16 protein-coding genes are annotated in these 16,499 nt (G+C 61.9%); 9 read left to right on the top strand and 7 right to left on the bottom strand.

Annotated elements, in window-relative coordinates; translation table 11 throughout:
- Positions 1–10: 10 nt before the first annotated feature.
- Positions 11–2,458 carry a zinc/cadmium/mercury/lead-transporting ATPase gene (locus AB5Z05_RS20680; protein WP_368152907.1) on the bottom strand — a complete coding sequence of 816 codons (2,448 nt, stop codon included), beginning with the start codon at positions 2,456–2,458 and terminating at the stop codon, positions 11–13.
- Positions 2,459–2,642: 184 nt separating this feature from the next.
- Between AB5Z05_RS20680 and tpx the strand changes: the two genes are divergently transcribed.
- A complete protein-coding gene (gene tpx, locus AB5Z05_RS20685) occupies positions 2,643–3,143 on the top strand; it encodes a thiol peroxidase (protein WP_368152908.1) in 501 nt (166 codons plus the stop codon).
- A gap of 58 nt (positions 3,144–3,201) precedes the next feature.
- Here tpx and AB5Z05_RS20690 read toward each other — a convergent pair whose 3' ends face one another.
- Positions 3,202–4,029, bottom strand: a complete 828-nt coding sequence (locus tag AB5Z05_RS20690; protein ID WP_368152909.1) for a transporter substrate-binding domain-containing protein — start codon at positions 4,027–4,029, stop codon at positions 3,202–3,204.
- A 144-nt stretch (positions 4,030–4,173) separates the two neighbouring features.
- On the opposite strand from AB5Z05_RS20690, the gene AB5Z05_RS20695 reads away from it, so the two are divergent.
- On the top strand, positions 4,174–5,394 hold the full coding sequence (locus AB5Z05_RS20695; protein WP_368152910.1) for a DEAD/DEAH box helicase: 1,221 nt from the start codon (positions 4,174–4,176) through the stop codon (positions 5,392–5,394).
- A 2-nt stretch (positions 5,395–5,396) separates the two neighbouring features.
- Here the strand turns inward: AB5Z05_RS20695 and AB5Z05_RS20700 are convergent, their stop codons facing one another.
- The 3 genes from AB5Z05_RS20700 to AB5Z05_RS20710 form a co-directional block, all read right to left on the bottom strand.
- Positions 5,397–6,182 carry a hypothetical protein gene (locus AB5Z05_RS20700; protein WP_368152911.1) on the bottom strand — a complete coding sequence of 262 codons (786 nt, stop codon included), beginning with the start codon at positions 6,180–6,182 and terminating at the stop codon, positions 5,397–5,399.
- Complete coding sequence (locus tag AB5Z05_RS20705) at positions 6,179–7,495, bottom strand: sphingomyelin phosphodiesterase (protein WP_181269251.1); 1,317 nt, start codon at positions 7,493–7,495, stop codon at positions 6,179–6,181. Before AB5Z05_RS20705 ends, AB5Z05_RS20700 begins: the two co-directional genes overlap by 4 nt.
- Positions 7,496–7,693: 198 nt before the next feature.
- Complete coding sequence (locus AB5Z05_RS20710; protein ID WP_368152912.1) at positions 7,694–8,524, bottom strand: lysostaphin resistance A-like protein; 831 nt, start codon at positions 8,522–8,524, stop codon at positions 7,694–7,696.
- A 120-nt stretch (positions 8,525–8,644) separates the two neighbouring features.
- On the opposite strand from AB5Z05_RS20710, the gene AB5Z05_RS20715 reads away from it, so the two are divergent.
- Positions 8,645–9,382 carry a substrate-binding periplasmic protein gene (locus AB5Z05_RS20715; protein ID WP_368152913.1) on the top strand — a complete coding sequence of 246 codons (738 nt, stop codon included), beginning with the start codon at positions 8,645–8,647 and terminating at the stop codon, positions 9,380–9,382.
- A gap of 67 nt (positions 9,383–9,449) precedes the next feature.
- Here the strand turns inward: AB5Z05_RS20715 and AB5Z05_RS20720 are convergent, their stop codons facing one another.
- Together AB5Z05_RS20720 and AB5Z05_RS20725 are read right to left on the bottom strand one after the other, a co-directional pair.
- Positions 9,450–9,746, bottom strand: a complete 297-nt coding sequence (locus tag AB5Z05_RS20720) for a hypothetical protein (protein ID WP_005348860.1) — start codon at positions 9,744–9,746, stop codon at positions 9,450–9,452.
- 53 nt (positions 9,747–9,799) lie between these two features.
- Positions 9,800–10,174 carry a YacL family protein gene (locus AB5Z05_RS20725; RefSeq protein WP_026034971.1) on the bottom strand — a complete coding sequence of 125 codons (375 nt, stop codon included), beginning with the start codon at positions 10,172–10,174 and terminating at the stop codon, positions 9,800–9,802.
- A gap of 209 nt (positions 10,175–10,383) precedes the next feature.
- Here AB5Z05_RS20725 and AB5Z05_RS20730 point away from each other — a divergent pair, with 209 nt between their 5' ends.
- The 6 genes from AB5Z05_RS20730 (at position 10,384) to AB5Z05_RS20755 (ending at position 16,432) form a co-directional block, all read left to right on the top strand.
- On the top strand, positions 10,384–11,499 hold the full coding sequence (locus tag AB5Z05_RS20730; RefSeq protein ID WP_005340325.1) for a sugar diacid recognition domain-containing protein: 1,116 nt from the start codon (positions 10,384–10,386) through the stop codon (positions 11,497–11,499).
- A 118-nt stretch (positions 11,500–11,617) separates the two neighbouring features.
- The gene (locus AB5Z05_RS20735; RefSeq protein ID WP_005340326.1) at positions 11,618–12,880 is read left to right on the top strand and encodes a GntP family permease; all 1,263 of its coding nucleotides are present in this window, start codon (positions 11,618–11,620) and stop codon (positions 12,878–12,880) included.
- Positions 12,881–12,889: 9 nt separating this feature from the next.
- Positions 12,890–14,023: a glycerate kinase gene (locus AB5Z05_RS20740; protein WP_368152914.1), complete on the top strand. Its 1,134-nt coding sequence runs from the start codon at positions 12,890–12,892 to the stop codon at positions 14,021–14,023.
- A 232-nt stretch (positions 14,024–14,255) separates the two neighbouring features.
- Entirely contained in the window at positions 14,256–14,819 is a 564-nt protein-coding gene (locus AB5Z05_RS20745; protein WP_042053314.1) for an NnrU family protein, read from the top strand.
- A 58-nt stretch (positions 14,820–14,877) separates the two neighbouring features.
- Positions 14,878–15,414 carry a glutathione peroxidase gene (locus AB5Z05_RS20750; RefSeq protein ID WP_005348870.1) on the top strand — a complete coding sequence of 179 codons (537 nt, stop codon included), beginning with the start codon at positions 14,878–14,880 and terminating at the stop codon, positions 15,412–15,414.
- 82 nt (positions 15,415–15,496) lie between these two features.
- Positions 15,497–16,432, top strand: coding sequence for a LysR family transcriptional regulator (locus tag AB5Z05_RS20755; protein WP_005340335.1), 936 nt, complete (start codon positions 15,497–15,499; stop codon positions 16,430–16,432).
- The last annotated feature ends 67 nt before the right edge of the window (positions 16,433–16,499 follow it).

Genomic DNA, 16,499 nt, shown 5'->3' on the forward strand with positions numbered 1-16,499 from the left:
ATTGGCTGGCTTAACGCTTGCGCAGCAGTCGCAGGGCGTTGGCGGTCACCAGCGCGGTGGCGCCGGTATCGGCCAGCACCGCAATCCACAGGCCGGTGATGCCGAGCAGGCTAGTGACCAGAAAGATGGCCTTCAGCCCCAGCGCCAGCGCAATATTCTGGTGAATATTGGCCAGTGCCGCCCGCGACAACCGGATCATCGCAGCTATGCCGCCGAGCTGGTTGTGAGTCAGCGCCGCATCGGCGGTCTCCAGCGCCACATCGGTGCCGCCCCCCATGGCGATGCCGATACTGGCCCGCTTCATGGCGGGGGCATCGTTGATGCCATCGCCGATCATCGCGACTTTCTGCGAGCTGGCGAGCTTGGCAATTTCATTGACCTTGCCCTCCGGCAGCAGACCGGCGCGCCAGCCCATGCCCAGCTCGGTGGCGATCGCCTCGGCGGCACGGGGGTTATCCCCGGTTAACATGATGCTGTTGAGCCCGAGTCGGTTGAGCTCTTGCAGCGCGGCTGCCGCCTCCGGCCGGATCTGATCCCGCAGCGCCAGCAGGGCGACCGGCAGCGCTTGGTCGCCGCTGCTCTGGCAGAGCACGACCACCGTCTTGCCCTGCTTCTCCAGCATGGCAATCTGGGCCTGTTGATCTTTGCTCAGCGTAGCTATTCGGCTCGGTGCCAGCAGTTGCCACAGTTCACCGTTGATGCGTCCCTCAACCCCCATGCCCGGCAGGGCGCGCAGGTCGCGGGCCTCCGCCAGCGTCAGCCCCTGTTCAGTCGCGTTGGCGACCACGGCGCGGGCCAGCGGGTGGTGGGAGCCCTGCTCGATGGCAGCCGCCAGTGCCAGCAACTCGGTCTCCGGTTGGCCATTGAGGCTCACCAGCTCGGTCAGTTGCGGCTTGCCCAGGGTCAGGGTGCCGGTCTTGTCAAAGGCGACGGTATCGATATGGGCCAGTCGCTCCAGTGCGGCACCACCCTTGATCAGGGCCCCCTGACGGGTGGCCGCGGCCAGTGCCGAGGTAACCGCTGCCGGGGTGGAGATGACCAGCGCGCAGGGGCAGCCGATCAGCAGCAGCGCCAGTCCGCGATAGATCCACTCGTCCCAGCTCTGGCCGAAGGCGAGCGGTGGAATAATGACGACCAGCATAGCAATCAGCATCATGGCCGGGGTGTACCAGCGGCTGAAGCGGTCGATAAAGCGCTCGATGGGGGCGCGCTGGCCCTCGGCCTCCTCGATGAGGTGCAGAATGCGGTCGATGGCGTTGTTGCCTGGCTCGGAGACGACTTCAAGGCGCAGCACTCGATCGGCAGCCAGACTGCCGGCCGGCACCTTGTCACCATGGCGGCGCTCTACCGGAATAGACTCACCGGTCAGGGCGCTCTCGTCAAACGCACCGAGCTCATCGAGCAGACGGGCATCGGCTGCCAAGCGGGCACCCGGGGCGATTTCGATAATATCGCCGGGACGCAGCTGATCGGCGGCGACCTCTTCCCGCACCTCGCCCTCGGCAGTGGTACGGATGCGCAGCGCCTTGTCAGGCACCAGCGCCATCAGGGCGGTCACTCCGGCCCGGGCGCGTCCGGCGGCGTAGGCCTCGAGATGCTCACCCAGCATAAAGAGCAGCAGCACCATGGCCGCTTCGGCGGTTTCGCCGAGGAACAGGGCGCCTAGGGCGGCCACCGTCATCAGGGTCTCGATGGCGAAGGGGGAGCCGCTTTTGGTCAGCGCCCACGCCTTGCGAGAGATGGGCCACAGCCCCCAGAGGGTCGCCAGGGTAAAGAGCGGCTGACCGAACTCTTTCGGCAGCAGGGCGGCGACCAGCATCAGACTGGCCAGTGACAGGGGCTGCCAATATTTGCCCAGGGTGGTCAGCAGCGGGCTTTGGCGTGTTGCTTCCTTTGTGATTGTGTGGGCTGTATTGGCCTGAGCACCCTTGAGCTGGAAACCGGCGGCCAGCACGGCGGCGGTGACGGGATCGGGGGAGAGGCCTGGGGCCAGATCCACTACCAGCTTCTCGGTGGCAAACAGCACGCGCGCCTGTTGCACGCCGCTCACCCGGCTGACGGCGGTCTCGATCTTGCGGGCGCAGCTGGGGCAATCCATCCCCAATACCTGCCAGCTGTGGCGGCTGTTGCCTTGTACTGGTGCAACTAGCGGGTCGGCAGGGGGCATATCGTGCTCATGCTCATGCTCATGCTCATGTTTATGATCGTGAGCTGGCGATAAGGGGACGCTGCAGCACGCTTTATCGTGACAGCCCCCTCGGGGAGGCTCTTCATCCCCGGGGGATTCATTGCCGTCACGGGATGCGTGCTCATGAGGTGTCTGGGTTGAACAGCAACTGACGGGCGTGGTGTTGTCGCAGCAGTGGCTATCGTGGTGATGCTCACTCTGGCCGGAGGCCGCCTTGCTGACGGCCTTGATGGGGGCAGCGTGCTGATGATTGCAGCAGGATTTGCTCATGATGAGTCCCTCTTGATGGATCCCGCCCCTGCGAGATCCCTGATTACCGAGAAGGAGTCTAAACCTTGGTGTTAAGTCCAAGGTCAACCCCTTTATATCCCTTGTCTTCGCGGGTGTTTGTCTGGTCCCGCCGCCCCTATACTGATCACCCGGATTTTTACTACACCAATAAAGGACATAACACATGAGCAACTCAGTCACTCTGCAAGGCAACCCGGTCTCCGTCGCTGGTCACTTCCCGGTCGCCGGTGAGCAAGCCAAGCCCTTCTCCCTGGTGGCCAAGGATCTCTCCGACGTGCCCCTGGCAAGCTTTGCCGGTCAGCGCAAAATCCTGAACATCTTCCCGAGCGTCGATACCCCGACCTGCGCGACCTCTGTGCGCAAGTTCAACGAGCAGGCCAGCGCGCTGGAGAACACAGTTGTGCTGTGCATCTCCGCCGATCTGCCGTTCGCCCAGTCCCGCTTCTGCGGCGCCGAAGGTCTGGACAAGGTAGTGACCCTCTCCACCCTGCGCGGTGCGGCCTTTATGGAAGATTACGGCGTTGCCTTCTCTTCCGGTCCGCTGGTCGGTCTGACCGCTCGCGCCATCGTGGTGCTGGATGGTGACAACAAGGTGCTGCACAGCGAGCTGGTCGCCGAAGTGGCCGACGAGCCGAACTACGCTGCGGCGCTGGCCGTGCTGTAAGGCTGCAAGCCATAAAAAATCCCGCTTCGGCGGGATTTTTTATGCGGGAATTGTTCGTTCAGGGAGTAGCTGGCGGGGTGGTCGCCGGTTCAGCCTTGGCGGTTGGGGAGGGTTGCCACTCCACATAGGGGCGGTGGATCTTCTCGTAAATTTCGGCCAGTTTGCCGGTGGCAGCCAGCTGATCAATGGCCTGGCGGAGAAATTCGTCCATCTCATCACCTGCTGCCCCTTTCTGGATGATGAAGACATCCTCGAAATCCCCGAAAAATTCTCGCCTGATATTGGTCAGCCCCAGCTGCTTGAGCATCAGGTCGGCCTCCTCTTGCGCCCAGACAAAGGCGTCGATACGGCCACGTGAGAGCTTGCGCAGTGACTGCTCGATACTCATCGAGCGCTGCACCGGGAAGGGCATATAGTCGGGAACCGCCTCGATCAGCAGATCCCGTTTGGTGGGCACTATGCCGTAGGCCATATCCGTGGTGACTGGATAACTGGTATTGCTGTAAATCACATGGGCAACCTTGCCAAAACTGCGGGTGCTGAAGCGATAAGCCAGCATATCGATATCCTTGAGGTTGCGGATGGCGGGCAGCCCCAGATCAGCCTTGCCGGAGATCACCCCAGCCATGGCACGGGCGATGGGGTAGATGGTGATCTTGATGGTTACATCGGGGTAGAGATCATCGATGGCGTGCACCAGGTCGACAAAGGGGCCTGTCTTGTCGGCATTGATCAGCCCCGGCAGCTCGCCAAGGTGGGCATTGAGGATGCGCACAGGCTTAGACGGCTCGGGGGCGGCGTCGTTCTCCGGAGTCTGCGACAGGCCGAGAGTCGCGCTGCCGAGCAGGGTGACCACGAGCAGCAGAAGGGGGATGTGTCTGGTCATGGCGAGTCTCTCTTGGTGATGGGTCAGCTAAAGTGTAGTCAGCCCGTTGTCAGCGCCCCTTGGCCAAACCATCATGGATAGGGTTTTACTTCTCGGCCCCCGCTCACTAGACTTCGCCTCCCACTTCTTTGTTGACGTAGCGCCATGACCTTTAGCGAACTTGCCCTTCATCCCGACTTGCTTGCCTCTTTGCCCGCCACCTTGCAGACGCCGACCCGCATCCAGCAGCTGGCCATTCCGGCGGCGCTGGCGGGGCAGGATCTGCTGGCGCTGGCCCAGACCGGCAGCGGCAAGACCCTGGCGTTTGGCTTGCCGCTGCTGCAACGGCTGGATCCCGCCTCCAGTCAGGTGCAGGGTCTGGTGCTAGTGCCGACCCGCGAGCTGGCGATTCAGGTCACTGTTGCGCTTAAAGAGGGTGCCGAGGCGCTGGGGCTGCGCATCGTGACGTTGTGTGGGGGCGTTGCGCAGGAGCGGCAACAGGCCGAACTGGCGCAGGGGCCACAGCTGCTGGTCGCCACGCCGGGGCGGTTGCGGGATCTGCTGACCCAGCAACTGTTGGGGCTGGATGGTTTGCAACTGCTGGTGCTGGATGAAGCGGATCGCTTGCTGGAGATGGGCTTTGCTCCCGACATCAAGGCGCTGCTCGGCTTTATTCCGGCGGATCGCCAGACCCTGCTCTTCTCCGCCACCTTGCCTGCCGAGCTGGAGACGCTGGCCAACGGCTTGCTGCGCGAGCCAACCCGTATCGAGGCCAACCCCCTCAACAGCGTGGTGAACGAGATCGAAGAGCGGCTCTATCTGGTCAACAAGAGCAGCAAGGTCCCGGCGCTCATCAGCTTGCTCAAGGAGCAGGCGTGGCCGCAGGTGCTGGTCTTTATCAGTGCGCGGGATGATGCCGACGGGGTGGCCAGAAAGCTGGCCAAGGCGGGCATTGCGGTGGCCGCCCTCCATGGCGAGAAGGAGCAGGCGGTGCGCGAGCAGGCGCTCGGCGATTTCAAAGAGGGCAAAATTCGGGTGCTGGTGGCCACCGACCTGATGGCGCGTGGCATCCATGTGGAGGCGCTGCCGGTGGTGATCAATCTGGACTTGCCCGCCAGCGCCCCCGTCTATGTACACCGCATCGGTCGTACCGCCCGGGCTGGCCGCGAGGGGCTGGCCATCTCGCTGGTTTGTCATGGCGAGAGTGACATGCTGCAAGCTATCCGCACCCTGACCGGCCGCGAGCTGCCGTTGGGCGATCTGGCTGGATTCCCGGTTACCGACCAGCCTGCCAGCGGGGAGGGCAAGCGCCCCCCTCGTGACAAGCAGGCCAATCGCCGTACTCAGGCCAAACGCAGCGTCAAGCAGTTCAAGGGCAAGCGCTGACCTCAGGGTTTGCCTTGCTCCCGCGCGAAGAAGTCACGACGCCACTGGCTCAACACCTCCTCCTTGTGTTGTTGCCACAGCGCAGGATCCATCTGTTGTTGGCTGGCCGCCAGTTGCTGCTCGAGCTCGGCCAGCTCTCGCTGGTAGCGGCTGCGTTGATCGAGCTGCTGCTGGCGCGCCTCGGCAAACGCCAGCGTGGCTTCGACTTTCTCTGCGGGCAGGAAGTGATGGGCCAGGGTGGCCAGCTCCTCATCTCCCCACAGCTGACGGGCTTGCTGCAGGCGGGCATCCGGGTTGAACAGCTCGCCTGCCAGATCCGGATGATCCGCCGCCCACCTGTCCTGCAAGCGGCTGAGGGCGTCCAGCCGCTCGGCCAGCGGTAACTGCTCGCTCTCTTGCGCCAACTGATCCAGCGCCAGGGCATAGCGCCCCTGTAGCCGGATCAGGCTCTCCCCCTCGCTCAGCCACCCGGCCTCTGCTGCCTCCAGATTGCTCACACGCTGCACCAGCGGCAACTCGCTGTCGCTGATCTCGCTGGCAAGCTGGTTGATCAGTTCATCCGGCATCGCCTGCCAGCTGCTGGGCACTTCTTTGCTTTTGCCATCCATCCCCTCAGCGTTTGGCATGCGGGGAGGCGGGCTCCCCGGTTCTGCTGGCAACTGTGGATTGGCCAGAGAGGGCGTCGCCGACCGTCCTGGCGATATCGGGGACTGCTCTTCCTGCCAGCCCAGATTCACCAGCAAAAGGGTCAGGATAGCCAGCGCCAGTATCCCGTAACGGCGAGTCATCGGCTGATCTCTCCCTTGACCGGGAAGTGGTCTGAGAGGTTGCTGGCGGGCCAGAGGCTGCCATCGCTGCTGCGCGGGATCCAGACCGTGTTGAGGTTGTGGCTGGCGCTGCCGTACTCCCGACTCACTACCAGATAGTCCAGATACTCGACGTTGGCGCCACCGGAGAGCGGGCCACCGGCATAGGGGTTGATCCTGGGATCGAAGGTGGCTTCGGTATAGCCGCCATAGGCGGGTTCATGGGCGTTCAGATTGGCCAGCATGTTGGCGTAGTCATCGGCAAACTTGCGTTTGTTGACGTTGAAGTCACCGCCGTAGATGACGGTGTCGCTGGCGGGGATCTTGAGGCTGGCAGCCAGAGAGCGGATCTGACCGAACTGGATCTGCCGCAGCTTGCGGGCCTCGTCGGTGTCAAAGCTGGCGGTGTGGGTGGCGAACAGGTGCCACGCCTTGCCCCCCTTGATCACCTCGGCGTACATCACTCCCTTGTCGGCGAAGCAGTCGGTGCCGGTGCATTGGGGATAGACCAGCTGGGCCTCTCGCACTATGGGATAGCGGCTGACGATCACCACGCCGCCGTCATGAATGTTGACCCCGGGCTTGTCGAGAACCTTGGTCTGATAGGGGTACTCTTTCGCCAGCGCCTGCAAAAAGCCTTCGCGGCGGCCATCGAACACTTCTTGCAGCAGCAGGGCGTCATAGCCCTTGAGATAATCAGGCAGCAAGGTCAACCGATCGCCGATGCTGGAGGCGATCACCGGCAGTGCCCAGACGTTGTAGCTGGCCACCTTGAGCCTGTTTTCTGCCGGTTCCGGTTGCTCCCGTTTTTGGGGGGGCGTGATCATATAGTGCAGATCGTCGTAGCGGCCGGTGAACTTGGCGGCAAAGGCTAGCTCTTGTGGCCCCGTAACACGGTGGATCGCCCGATCGTTTTGCCAGCCAGATGCGCCGGTTGGCGTTTCGCCACCGTGCTGCAAGGTGGTGTTCCACCAGGTTCCCTCCATCAGCTGGTTGAGCCGATAGACGTCGCCACCCGCTGTGGTCACACGGGTTTCGAACAGATAGCTCTTGCCCGCCTTGATCCCCTCATAGCGATTGAAGCTGAGTACCATGGCGCTCTCCCATGGGCCCAGCTCGGTGCGGTGCTGCAGCCACTGACTGCCGGGTTGCAGCTGGCCGCTGCCGCTTTGGCGGATGTCGATCTGAAGCGGTTCAGGACTGTTGTTGGTGAGATAGACATCGGTATCGGCCAGTGCCAGTTGCGGGAACTGGCTGACCAGCAGCAGGGCGGCATAACTGAGGGTTTTCTGCATCACAGGATCCTTTTGGTTGCAGGGCAATGGAAAGTGACTGTTATGGCGAATGCAGAGGTCAGTTTGTTTACATTTTGGTTACAAGTAAATGAATTGGTTTTGTTTGGATCTTTTTGGAGGTGTAAAGCGATTGAGGCAGCACGCTTAAAGAGAGAGGGAAGAGCGAGGGAAGGCGCCCGTGTCAGGCGCCTTCAGGAGCTAGTGCTGGGCCAGCGGGTAGGTGAAGAGCGCCAGATGGGCGAAGTTGAAGGCGAAGTGGATCAGGATGGCCACGGAGAGTCGCCCGCTGAGCTGGAATGCCAGGCCGTAGCAGCAGCCTGCCAGGGTCGCAAACAGCGCCAGCAGTGGGCCACCGGGCAGGTGAATAGCTCCGAACAGTAGCGCAGCCACGACGATGCCAATCCAGGAGCGGTAACGCTCGGTCAGCCCCTGCTGGATCGCGCCGCGAAACAGCGCCTCTTCCGCCACGCAGGTGAATAGCAGGTTGTTGAGTGCAAACAGCCACCACCAGTGGGGCAGACCCACTTCCGGTTTCAGTGCCCCCAACAGCCAGGCGATGACCAGCAGGGCACCCAGCGGCAGCAGCAACAGGGCCAAAGGGCGCCAGCGGATGGCGCCCCCCTTGCCCAGCAGCATCGGGCAGGCCAGCAGCAAGCCAAAGAGCAGCAGCGGCTTGTCGAGGTTCAGATACATGTTGAACGGCACGCTGGCGGGGCCTGCCAGCGCCTGATCCAGCACCTTGAGATTGTTGAAGCCGGGGAGCAGGTGCAGGGTCAGTGCAATCGCCCAGAGGATCAGCACCACTCTGGCCACCATCGCCCGGCGGGCGGGGAGGGTTGGCGTACGCCACGCAAGCAGTAATCCTGCAACCGAGACCAGCAGGGCGGGTAGCGTCATTCGGTCAAGCCACAGTGCCAGCAGCAGGGAGAGTCCCAGCAGGGCCAAGGCGGGCAGACGCTGGCGGAAGAGGGCAAGCAGCACGGCCAGCGCCAGCGCGCCCCAGATAAATGAGTCTGGAAGGGGTAACATTGGATCTCCTTGATCGAGGCAGGCGGCAACCTTAACAAGTGGGCGTCAGCAGGACAACCGCGCAGGAGGTGGTCGGATCCCTTCTCTATACTCATCAACAGGGTAAAGGGAGAGCAGCTGATGAAGCACTGTCTGTGGTTGTTGTGTTGTTGGTGTGTCTGGCTGCAGGCGGCACCCTTGCTGCTGGTGACTGGTGAGTTCACCCCGTATACCGGCAAGGCACTGCCTGAAGGCGGCGAGAGCACCCGGCTGGTGACGACCCTGCTGCAAGAGGCAGGTTATCGGGAGATCCAGGTCGACTACCTGCCCTGGCCCCGCGGCTATCAGTTGACCCGCAATGGGTTGGTTGCGGCCACCTTCCCCTACGCCTGGACTGCCGAGCGGGCCAAGCTCTTCCACTACAGCGCTCCCATTCATATAGATCGCCTCTCCTGGTTCACCTATCGGGGGAGCGAGGCCATTCAGGCTGGCCGCTGGCAAGGGTTGCGTGTCTGTATTCCGCTGGGGTGGAGCACCAGCCATGCCGACGGGGTGATCAAGCGTTTCGGGCTGGATCTGCAGCGCCCCAAGACCCTGGCACAGTGTCTGCAACTGCTGGATCGCAAACGGATCGATCTGCTGCCGATGAACGAGACGGTGACCCTGGATGCCAGCCGCCAACTGTTTGGCGACCCCTGCCATCTGCAGGCATTGCCCCACTTTCGCCAGAGCGACACTTTTTATCTGATCATTTCACGGCAGTACCCGGAGGCCGCCAGCCTGCTTGAGCGCTTCAATCATGCCCTGGCTGCCGCCCGTGCCGATGGCCGCTATGACCAACTGATCTCCCGAGCCGGAAAGGGGATCGATTGCCGTTGAGAGTGCCTAGGCGGAAAACAAAAAGCCGGAGCAGTGGCTCCGGCTTTCTTTATGCCTTCAGGGACGCTTAGCGGCCTGATTCTGCGATCACGCGGGCGATGATATCGGCGCGCTTGCCGGCTTCCAGTTCGCCCAGGGCGATCAGGCCAGCCTTGAAGATGACGTTCTTCGGCAAGCTGACGTCGTCCAGCGTGGCGATCGCTTCAACGTGCATGCCGTTCAGACGGCTGGCATCGCGCGGGCTCAGGTTGACCTGAGTGTTCATCACCTGCTTGCCTTTCTTCTTGGCAGGTGCAGCCGCTTTCTTGGTGGATTCCTGTTCTTCGTCTTCCGGCAGTTCGTCATCAAAATCGTAAATAGACATAGTCAATCCTGTTGAGTTAGGCAAAAGGGCACATTTGCCCGACATTGGGTCAATCAGCCCATATCCTCGTTACGGATAAAGGCGCGCCAAGAGGTGAGCACCTGGGCAAAATCTTCCAGCCCGCACATGGCCAGCTGTTCATCATCGTAGTAGGCGAGATCGTCAAGATCCTCACCCAGCTCGATATTGAGGGCGTTGGCTTTCACCTCCGCCTCTTCATGGGTCAGCAGCAGGGAGTAGTCACCGCCGTTGAGCCGGTATTCGACTCGGGTGCGGTTGGAGAGCTGATCAATGATGGAGAAGAGCTCGTCGAGCTTCTCCTCATCCTTGCCAACCTCGTCGATCAGCCACTGACCGATGGCTTCATGGCCCATGGAGAACCGGGCGCGATAGCCACCAAACGGGTCGCGGCGAAATTCATAATCCATAGCACAGTCCAGATCGGAGGGATGGGCCATCACGGGCAGGCGGGTGCAAGCACGCAAGTCCTGCTCCATGGCGGGGCACACATCGGGTAAAGTGGCCTATTCTAGCGATCCCCCTCTCGCTTGTCTTGATGATGTGGCATCTTTGCGCCCATGTGCCCTGAATCGCCTCGTGGTGACGTAGCCAGATCAGCCCCTTGTCCGGAGATGTTATGCAGCTAAACGATAACCTTGCCCGTCAGATCGTCGCACGGGCGATGAAAATCCTGTCGTTCTCGGTCAACGTGATGGACGAACATGGCCTCATCATTGCGTCCGGCAATCCGGAGCGGATCCATCAGCGCCACGAAGGGGCCGTGCTGGCGCTGACCGAAAACCGGGTGGTGGAGATCAGCGAAGCGACAGCCTTGCAGCTCAAAGGGGTGCGACCCGGCATCAATTTACCCATCTCCTATCAGGGGGAGCTGATCGGGGTGATCGGCATCTCCGGCGATCCGGAGGAAGTTCGCGCTTACGCCGAGCTGGTGCGAATGACCGCCGAACTGATCCTGGAGCAGGCAGCGCTCACCGAACAGCTGCAGTGGGACAAGCGCCACAAGGAGGAGCTGGTGTTGCAGCTCATTCGGGGCGAGGGGCGAGTCGATCAATTGCAGCAGGCGGCCCGTTTTCTCGGGCTAGAGTTGGCCCAGCCTCGGGTGGTGGCCGTGCTTGCGCTGGAGGAGGCCGACCCGGCGCGTCTGCGGGAACTGGTTCATCAGCTGGAGAATCCGGAGCGGGACAATCTGGTCGCCATCAACGGGCTCGACGAGATAGTGGTGCTCAAACCGGCGCAATTGAGTGATGGCGTCTGGCAATCGGCGCAGGAGCGCAGCCGGATCAAGCAGTTGCTGGCCCGCATTCCCCACTTCAAGGTGCATATCGCGGTGGGCGATTACTTCGCCGGGATCGACGGGCTGGCGCGCTCTTACCAGACGGCGCGAGATACCCTGCGCCGTGGCATGCGGCAGGCGCCGCGCAAACAGGTCTACTTCTTTGAGGACTACCGTTTGCCAGTGCTGCTGGGCAGTCTGGCGGACTCCTGGCAGGCGGATCAGCTGCGCACACCGCTACAGAAACTGGCCCGGGAAGATGGCAAGGGGGCGCTGCAGAAGACCCTGCGCCACTATTTCTTGCAGGATTGTGATCTGCATCGCTGTGCCGAAGCCCTGTTCATTCACCCCAATACCCTGCGCTATCGGCTGGGGCGAATAGAGCAGATAACCGGGTTGAATTTCAATAAGTTAGACGACAAATTTTTGCTCTATCTCGGCCTTAATCTCGACTTGTGATTGTAAAGTTGGACAAAAAACCACTTTTACATGACGCAATTTTTGGTTTGTAAGCCAAAGCATTCTGATTGCAGATCTCCATAATGGCGGCCATTCACTCCCATTGAAGGTGTCCGTCATGATCCCGGTTACTGCCCTTGGCGCCATCGCGGCGCTCTCCATCGCCATCATCCTCATTTTGAAGAAGGTGCCGCCCGCTTACGGCATGATCGTGGGTGCCCTGGCCGGTGGCCTGATTGGCGGTGCCGATCTGACCCAGACCGTCGCCCTGATGATCGGCGGTGCCCAGGGGATCACCACAGCGGTGATGCGGATCCTGGCGGCCGGTGTGCTGGCGGGCGTACTGATCGAATCGGGCGCGGCTACCACTATCGCCGAGACCATCGTCAAGAAACTCGGTGAAACCCGCGCCCTGCTGGCGCTGGCACTGGCAACCCTGATCCTGACTGCGGTCGGCGTATTCGTGGATGTGGCCGTCATCACGGTGGCGCCCATTGCGCTGGCCATCGCCCGCCGTGCCGACCTCTCCAAGGCGGCCATCCTGCTGGCGATGATCGGTGGCGGCAAGGCGGGTAACGTCATGTCCCCCAACCCTAACGCCATTGCCGCGGCTGATGCCTTCCATCTGCCCCTCACCTCTGTGATGGCGGCGGGCATCATTCCGGGTCTGTTCGGTCTGGTGATGGCCTACTGGCTCGCCAAGCGGCTGAACAACAAGGGCAGCAAGGTTGCTGCTGATGAAGTTGTGAGCTTTGCCGGTGCCAAGTTGCCGGGCTTTGCCGCCGCCATCAGCGCGCCGCTGGTCGCCATCCTGCTGCTGGCTCTGCGGCCGGTCGCCGGTATTGTGGTGGATCCGCTGATTGCACTGCCCCTCGGTGGTCTGGTCGGTGCCCTGATGATGGGTAAATTCAGCAAGGTGAACCAGTTTGCGGTCTCCGGCCTCGCCCGCATGGCGCCGGTCGCCATCATGCTGCTGGGTACCGGTACCCTGGCAGGCATCATCGCCAACTCCGGCCTGAAAGATGTGCTGATCAGCGGCCTGACCGCCTCCGGTCTGCCCTCCTACCTGCTGGCGCCCATCTCCGGTGCTCTGATGTCGCTGGCAACCGCCTCGACCACCGCCGGTACCGTGGTGGCCTCCAACGTATTCAGCTCCACCCTGATTGAACTGGGGATCAGCAGTCTGGCCGGGGCGGCGATGATCCATGCCGGTGCCACCGTGTTTGACCACATGCCCCACGGCTCTTTTTTCCATGCCACCGGTGGCAGCGTCCACATGGGGGTAGGTGAGCGCCTGAAACTTATCCCTTACGAAACTGCAGTCGGTCTGACCATTGCCACTGTCTCCACCCTGATGTTTGGCGTGTTTGGCCTCGCCTAAGGAATTGATATGAAAATTGTTATTGCCCCCGATTCATTCAAGGAGAGTCTGAGCGCCATGGCGGTGGCTGATGCCATCGAGGCTGGTTTCAAACAGGTGTTGCCAAACGCTACCTACGTCAAATTGCCGATGGCCGATGGCGGTGAAGGTACGGTGCAATCGCTGGTTGATGCCACCGGTGGCCGCATCCTGCCGGTCGAAGTGACCGCGCCTCTTGGCAACAAGGTGCAGGGCTTCGTCGGCCTGCTGGGTGATGGCGAGCGCGCCGTCATCGAGATGGCCGCCGCTTCCGGCATCCATCTGGTCGCTCCCGAGCAGCGCAATCCGCTGCTCACCTCCAGCTTCGGCACCGGCGAGCTGATCCTGGCCGCGCTGGAGATGGGGGTGAAGCACCTTATCCTTGGTATCGGCGGCAGCGCCACCAATGACGGCGGTGCCGGCATGATCCAGGCGCTCGGCGGCAAGCTGCTCAAAGCGGATGGCTCTGCCATCGAGCTGGGTGGCGCAGGTCTTGCCGAACTCGCGACCATCGATCTGAGCGGTCTGGATCCGCGTCTGAGCGAGCTGGTTATCGAGGTGGCGTGCGATGTGAACAACCCGCTCTGCGGCCCGAAAGGCGCCTCTGCGGTGTTTGGCCCGCAGAAGGGGGCGACTCCAGAGATGGTGGCGCAACTCGATGCCAACCTCTCCCGTTATGCCGACTGCATTGAGCAGGCCCTTGGCAAGCAGGTGAAGGATATTCCGGGGGCGGGCGCTGCCGGTGGCATGGGGGCCGCGCTGGTCGGTCTTCTTGGTGCCGAACTCAAGCCTGGCATTAAGATCGTGATTGAAGCCCTGAAGCTGGCCGAGGAAGTGGCCGATGCGGATCTGGTTATCACCGGCGAAGGGCGCATCGACAGCCAGACCATCCATGGCAAGACGCCAATCGGTGTCGCACGTTGCGCCAAGCAGTTCGGCAAGCCGGTGATCGGTATCTCCGGTTGCCTGACCGACGATTGCGGTGTGGTACATGATCACGGGCTGGACGCGGTATTCGCCGTGGTCAACCGCGCCATGTCTCTGCCGGAGGCGCTGGAGAGCGCCAGCACCAACATTCAACTCACTGCGCGCAACGTAGCGGCGCTCTATCAGCTCAAGGGCTGATCCGGTTCGGCCGATGCGCCCCATCGGCCACTCAATATCCCCGTTTGGGGCATCTCCCATCCCGCGAGATGTCTGACTGCCCTGGCACTTATTTGCCGATCCATCGTGATCGGCTCTTTTCTTTCTGTTCCTTTGTCTTGCCACACTTTTGACTCCATGGGTCAGCGCGGTTTTGATAGGCGCACATCTCCCTTTACGGCATAGTGGTCGTACCAAGTACAAGGAGAGACTCATGTTCCTGCTGACCCTGGGGGTTGCGCTGTTTACCCTGATCCATCTCTACCCCTGTTTTGCGGTGGCCCATCGGGCGCGGCTGCGCGAGCGGCTGGGTGAGAATCGCTACAAGGGGCTCTTCTCCCTGCTGGTGTTTGTCGCCATCGCCTGCATCATCGCCGGTTGGCGCTCGGCCAGCTCGCTGCCGCTCTACTTCCTGCCGGATTGGGGGCCGATGACCATGACGGTGATGATGCCCTTTGCGCTGATCCTCTTCTTCTCCGGCCAGGGGCCCAACCATCTGCGCCGTTGGCTGGTGCATCCCCAACTGCTCGGTACCCTGCTCTGGGCGGTGGCCCATCTGCTGGTCAACAGCGAGGCGCGATCTCTGGTGCTGTTTGGCGGCATCGGGCTCTGGGCGCTGGTGAGCATGGTCTGGATTTCGGTGCGGGACTGGCAGCGATATCCCCGCCCGGCGGCTAACTGGACGGGCACTGGCATCAGCGTAGGGGCGGGCCTGGCTGCCACCGCGCTGCTGGTGTTCTGGGGCCACGGCTGGCTGACCGGCATTCCCCTGCATTGAGAGTGAACTGCGGCTCTGGTAACCGCGTATGATGGACAAAACAAAAGGAGTCTTGGCGATGAAATGGTTCACTCTGTTGCTGTTATTGGGGGCCAGCGCGGCCTCTGCGGCGTGCCCCGATTATTTCAATGTGGAGATGCGGGAGCTCAACAATGCCCAGCGCCACAACCTCTGTCAGCTGACCGAGGGCAAGGTGGTACTGGTGGTCAATACCGCCTCCTACTGCGGCTACAGCGGCCAGTTCCGCGATCTGGAGAAGCTCTACCAGAGCTACAAGGATAAGGGATTGATTATTCTCGGTTTCCCCTCCAACGACTTCTGGCAGGAGGCGGGCAACGAGACCAAGACCGCCGAGGTATGCCGCCGCGACTATGGCGTCACCTTCCCCATGTTCAATCGGGTAGCGGTGCGGGGCTCCGATGCAGTGCCACTGTTCAAGGGGCTGGCGGCGGCCGCTGACGGGGATGAGCCGAACTGGAACTTCCACAAATATCTGGTAGGGCGGGATGGCAAGCTGATCGCCAGCTACGGCGCCAACCAGAATCCGGCTGACGACCCCCTCAAACTGCAGATCACCCGGGCGCTGGGGCTCTGACCCTACCCCTTGGCGGGCGGCTCTGGAATAATGGGCTCCCGCCACTCAATCCGGTTATCTTGTGCTGCAACGTCTTCCTCAAATGGTGATCTTCGATGCGCTGGTGCGCGAGCAGGGGATCTCTGCCGCCGCCCGTCGTCTCGGGGTCTCCAAATCCCATATCAGCAAGCAGCTGGCGCTGCTGGAGACCACCCTTGGCGCCCAGCTGGTACAGCGCACCACCCGCCGCTTCGTCCTGACCGAGCTGGGTCAGGAGTATGCCCGTCACTGCCATGCGCTGGTGGCGGTGGCGCAGGAGGCGGACTCCATGATCGCCGAGCGGCGTGGCAAGGTGAGCGGTGTGCTCCATCTCGGGGTGGGCCAATCTTTTGGCCGCTTGCACGTCATTCCCCATCTCAAGGCGTTTCAGGATCGCTATCCCGAGCTGGAGCTGGAGGTCTCGCTGTTCGACCACAGAACCAATCTGGTGGATGAGGGGCTGGATCTCTGGCTCACCACCTATGAGGACAAGCCGGAAGGGCTGGTGGGACAACGGCTGGCCGACATCGGCTTCGTGGTGGCGGCGTCGCCGGATTACCTGCTGAGCCACGGCACGCCGCTTCATCCCAAGGATCTGGCCCAGCACAACTGCATCACTTACCAGAGTCGGGAGCGGCGCTATCACCAGTGGTCGTTTCGCCAGGGCAAGGAGCGCCAGACGGTGCAGGTGGCGGGCAACTATCGGGTGGATATGGCGGAGGCGGTGCGGGATGCGGCACTGGCCGGGCTCGGTATCGCCTATATTGCCAACTACTTGCTGGACAAGGAGTTACAAAGCGGCAAGCTGATCCCTGTGTTGCCAGGGTGGCGACCAAACCAGCAGATGGCGGTACACGCCGTTTACGCCCGGCGCGAACATCTGGATCCCAAGATCCGCCTCTTCATCGATTTCCTCAAGGCCCGCTTTGGCCCCGAACCCTATTGGGAGCAGCGACTGGCCCCTTGGCTTGGGGGGAAATTGTCCGGTGGTGAGGAATGATTGTTTCCATTTAAGAACTCTCGATTTCTCATGATACTAAAATCGAACCAAATCAGCCAGTTGGCGC

The sequence above is a fragment of the Aeromonas sp. R2-4 genome (genome assembly GCF_040908365.1).
GTDB classification, from domain to species: domain Bacteria; phylum Pseudomonadota; class Gammaproteobacteria; order Enterobacterales; family Aeromonadaceae; genus Aeromonas; species Aeromonas veronii.

Bases quoted from the DNA above. Each gene is read 5' to 3' on its own strand.
- AB5Z05_RS20705 (WP_181269251.1), bottom strand. From the start codon at position 7,495: ATGCAGAAAACCCTCAGTTATGCCGCCCTGCTGCTGGTCAGCCAGTTC.
- AB5Z05_RS20720 (WP_005348860.1), bottom strand. From the start codon at position 9,746: ATGTCTATTTACGATTTTGATGACGAACTGCCGGAAGACGAAGAACAG.
- AB5Z05_RS20680 (WP_368152907.1), bottom strand. From the start codon at position 2,458: ATGAGCAAATCCTGCTGCAATCATCAGCACGCTGCCCCCATCAAGGCC.
- AB5Z05_RS20740 (WP_368152914.1), top strand. From the start codon at position 12,890: ATGAAAATTGTTATTGCCCCCGATTCATTCAAGGAGAGTCTGAGCGCC.
- AB5Z05_RS20710 (WP_368152912.1), bottom strand. From the start codon at position 8,524: ATGTTACCCCTTCCAGACTCATTTATCTGGGGCGCGCTGGCGCTGGCC.
- AB5Z05_RS20715 (WP_368152913.1), top strand. From the start codon at position 8,645: ATGAAGCACTGTCTGTGGTTGTTGTGTTGTTGGTGTGTCTGGCTGCAG.
- AB5Z05_RS20695 (WP_368152910.1), top strand. From the start codon at position 4,174: ATGACCTTTAGCGAACTTGCCCTTCATCCCGACTTGCTTGCCTCTTTG.
- AB5Z05_RS20745 (WP_042053314.1), top strand. From the start codon at position 14,256: ATGTTCCTGCTGACCCTGGGGGTTGCGCTGTTTACCCTGATCCATCTC.
- AB5Z05_RS20730 (WP_005340325.1), top strand. From the start codon at position 10,384: ATGCAGCTAAACGATAACCTTGCCCGTCAGATCGTCGCACGGGCGATG.
- AB5Z05_RS20700 (WP_368152911.1), bottom strand. From the start codon at position 6,182: ATGACTCGCCGTTACGGGATACTGGCGCTGGCTATCCTGACCCTTTTG.
- AB5Z05_RS20735 (WP_005340326.1), top strand. From the start codon at position 11,618: ATGATCCCGGTTACTGCCCTTGGCGCCATCGCGGCGCTCTCCATCGCC.
- AB5Z05_RS20725 (WP_026034971.1), bottom strand. From the start codon at position 10,174: ATGGATTATGAATTTCGCCGCGACCCGTTTGGTGGCTATCGCGCCCGG.
- AB5Z05_RS20750 (WP_005348870.1), top strand. From the start codon at position 14,878: ATGAAATGGTTCACTCTGTTGCTGTTATTGGGGGCCAGCGCGGCCTCT.
- AB5Z05_RS20755 (WP_005340335.1), top strand. From the start codon at position 15,497: ATGGTGATCTTCGATGCGCTGGTGCGCGAGCAGGGGATCTCTGCCGCC.
- AB5Z05_RS20690 (WP_368152909.1), bottom strand. From the start codon at position 4,029: ATGACCAGACACATCCCCCTTCTGCTGCTCGTGGTCACCCTGCTCGGC.
- tpx (WP_368152908.1), top strand. From the start codon at position 2,643: ATGAGCAACTCAGTCACTCTGCAAGGCAACCCGGTCTCCGTCGCTGGT.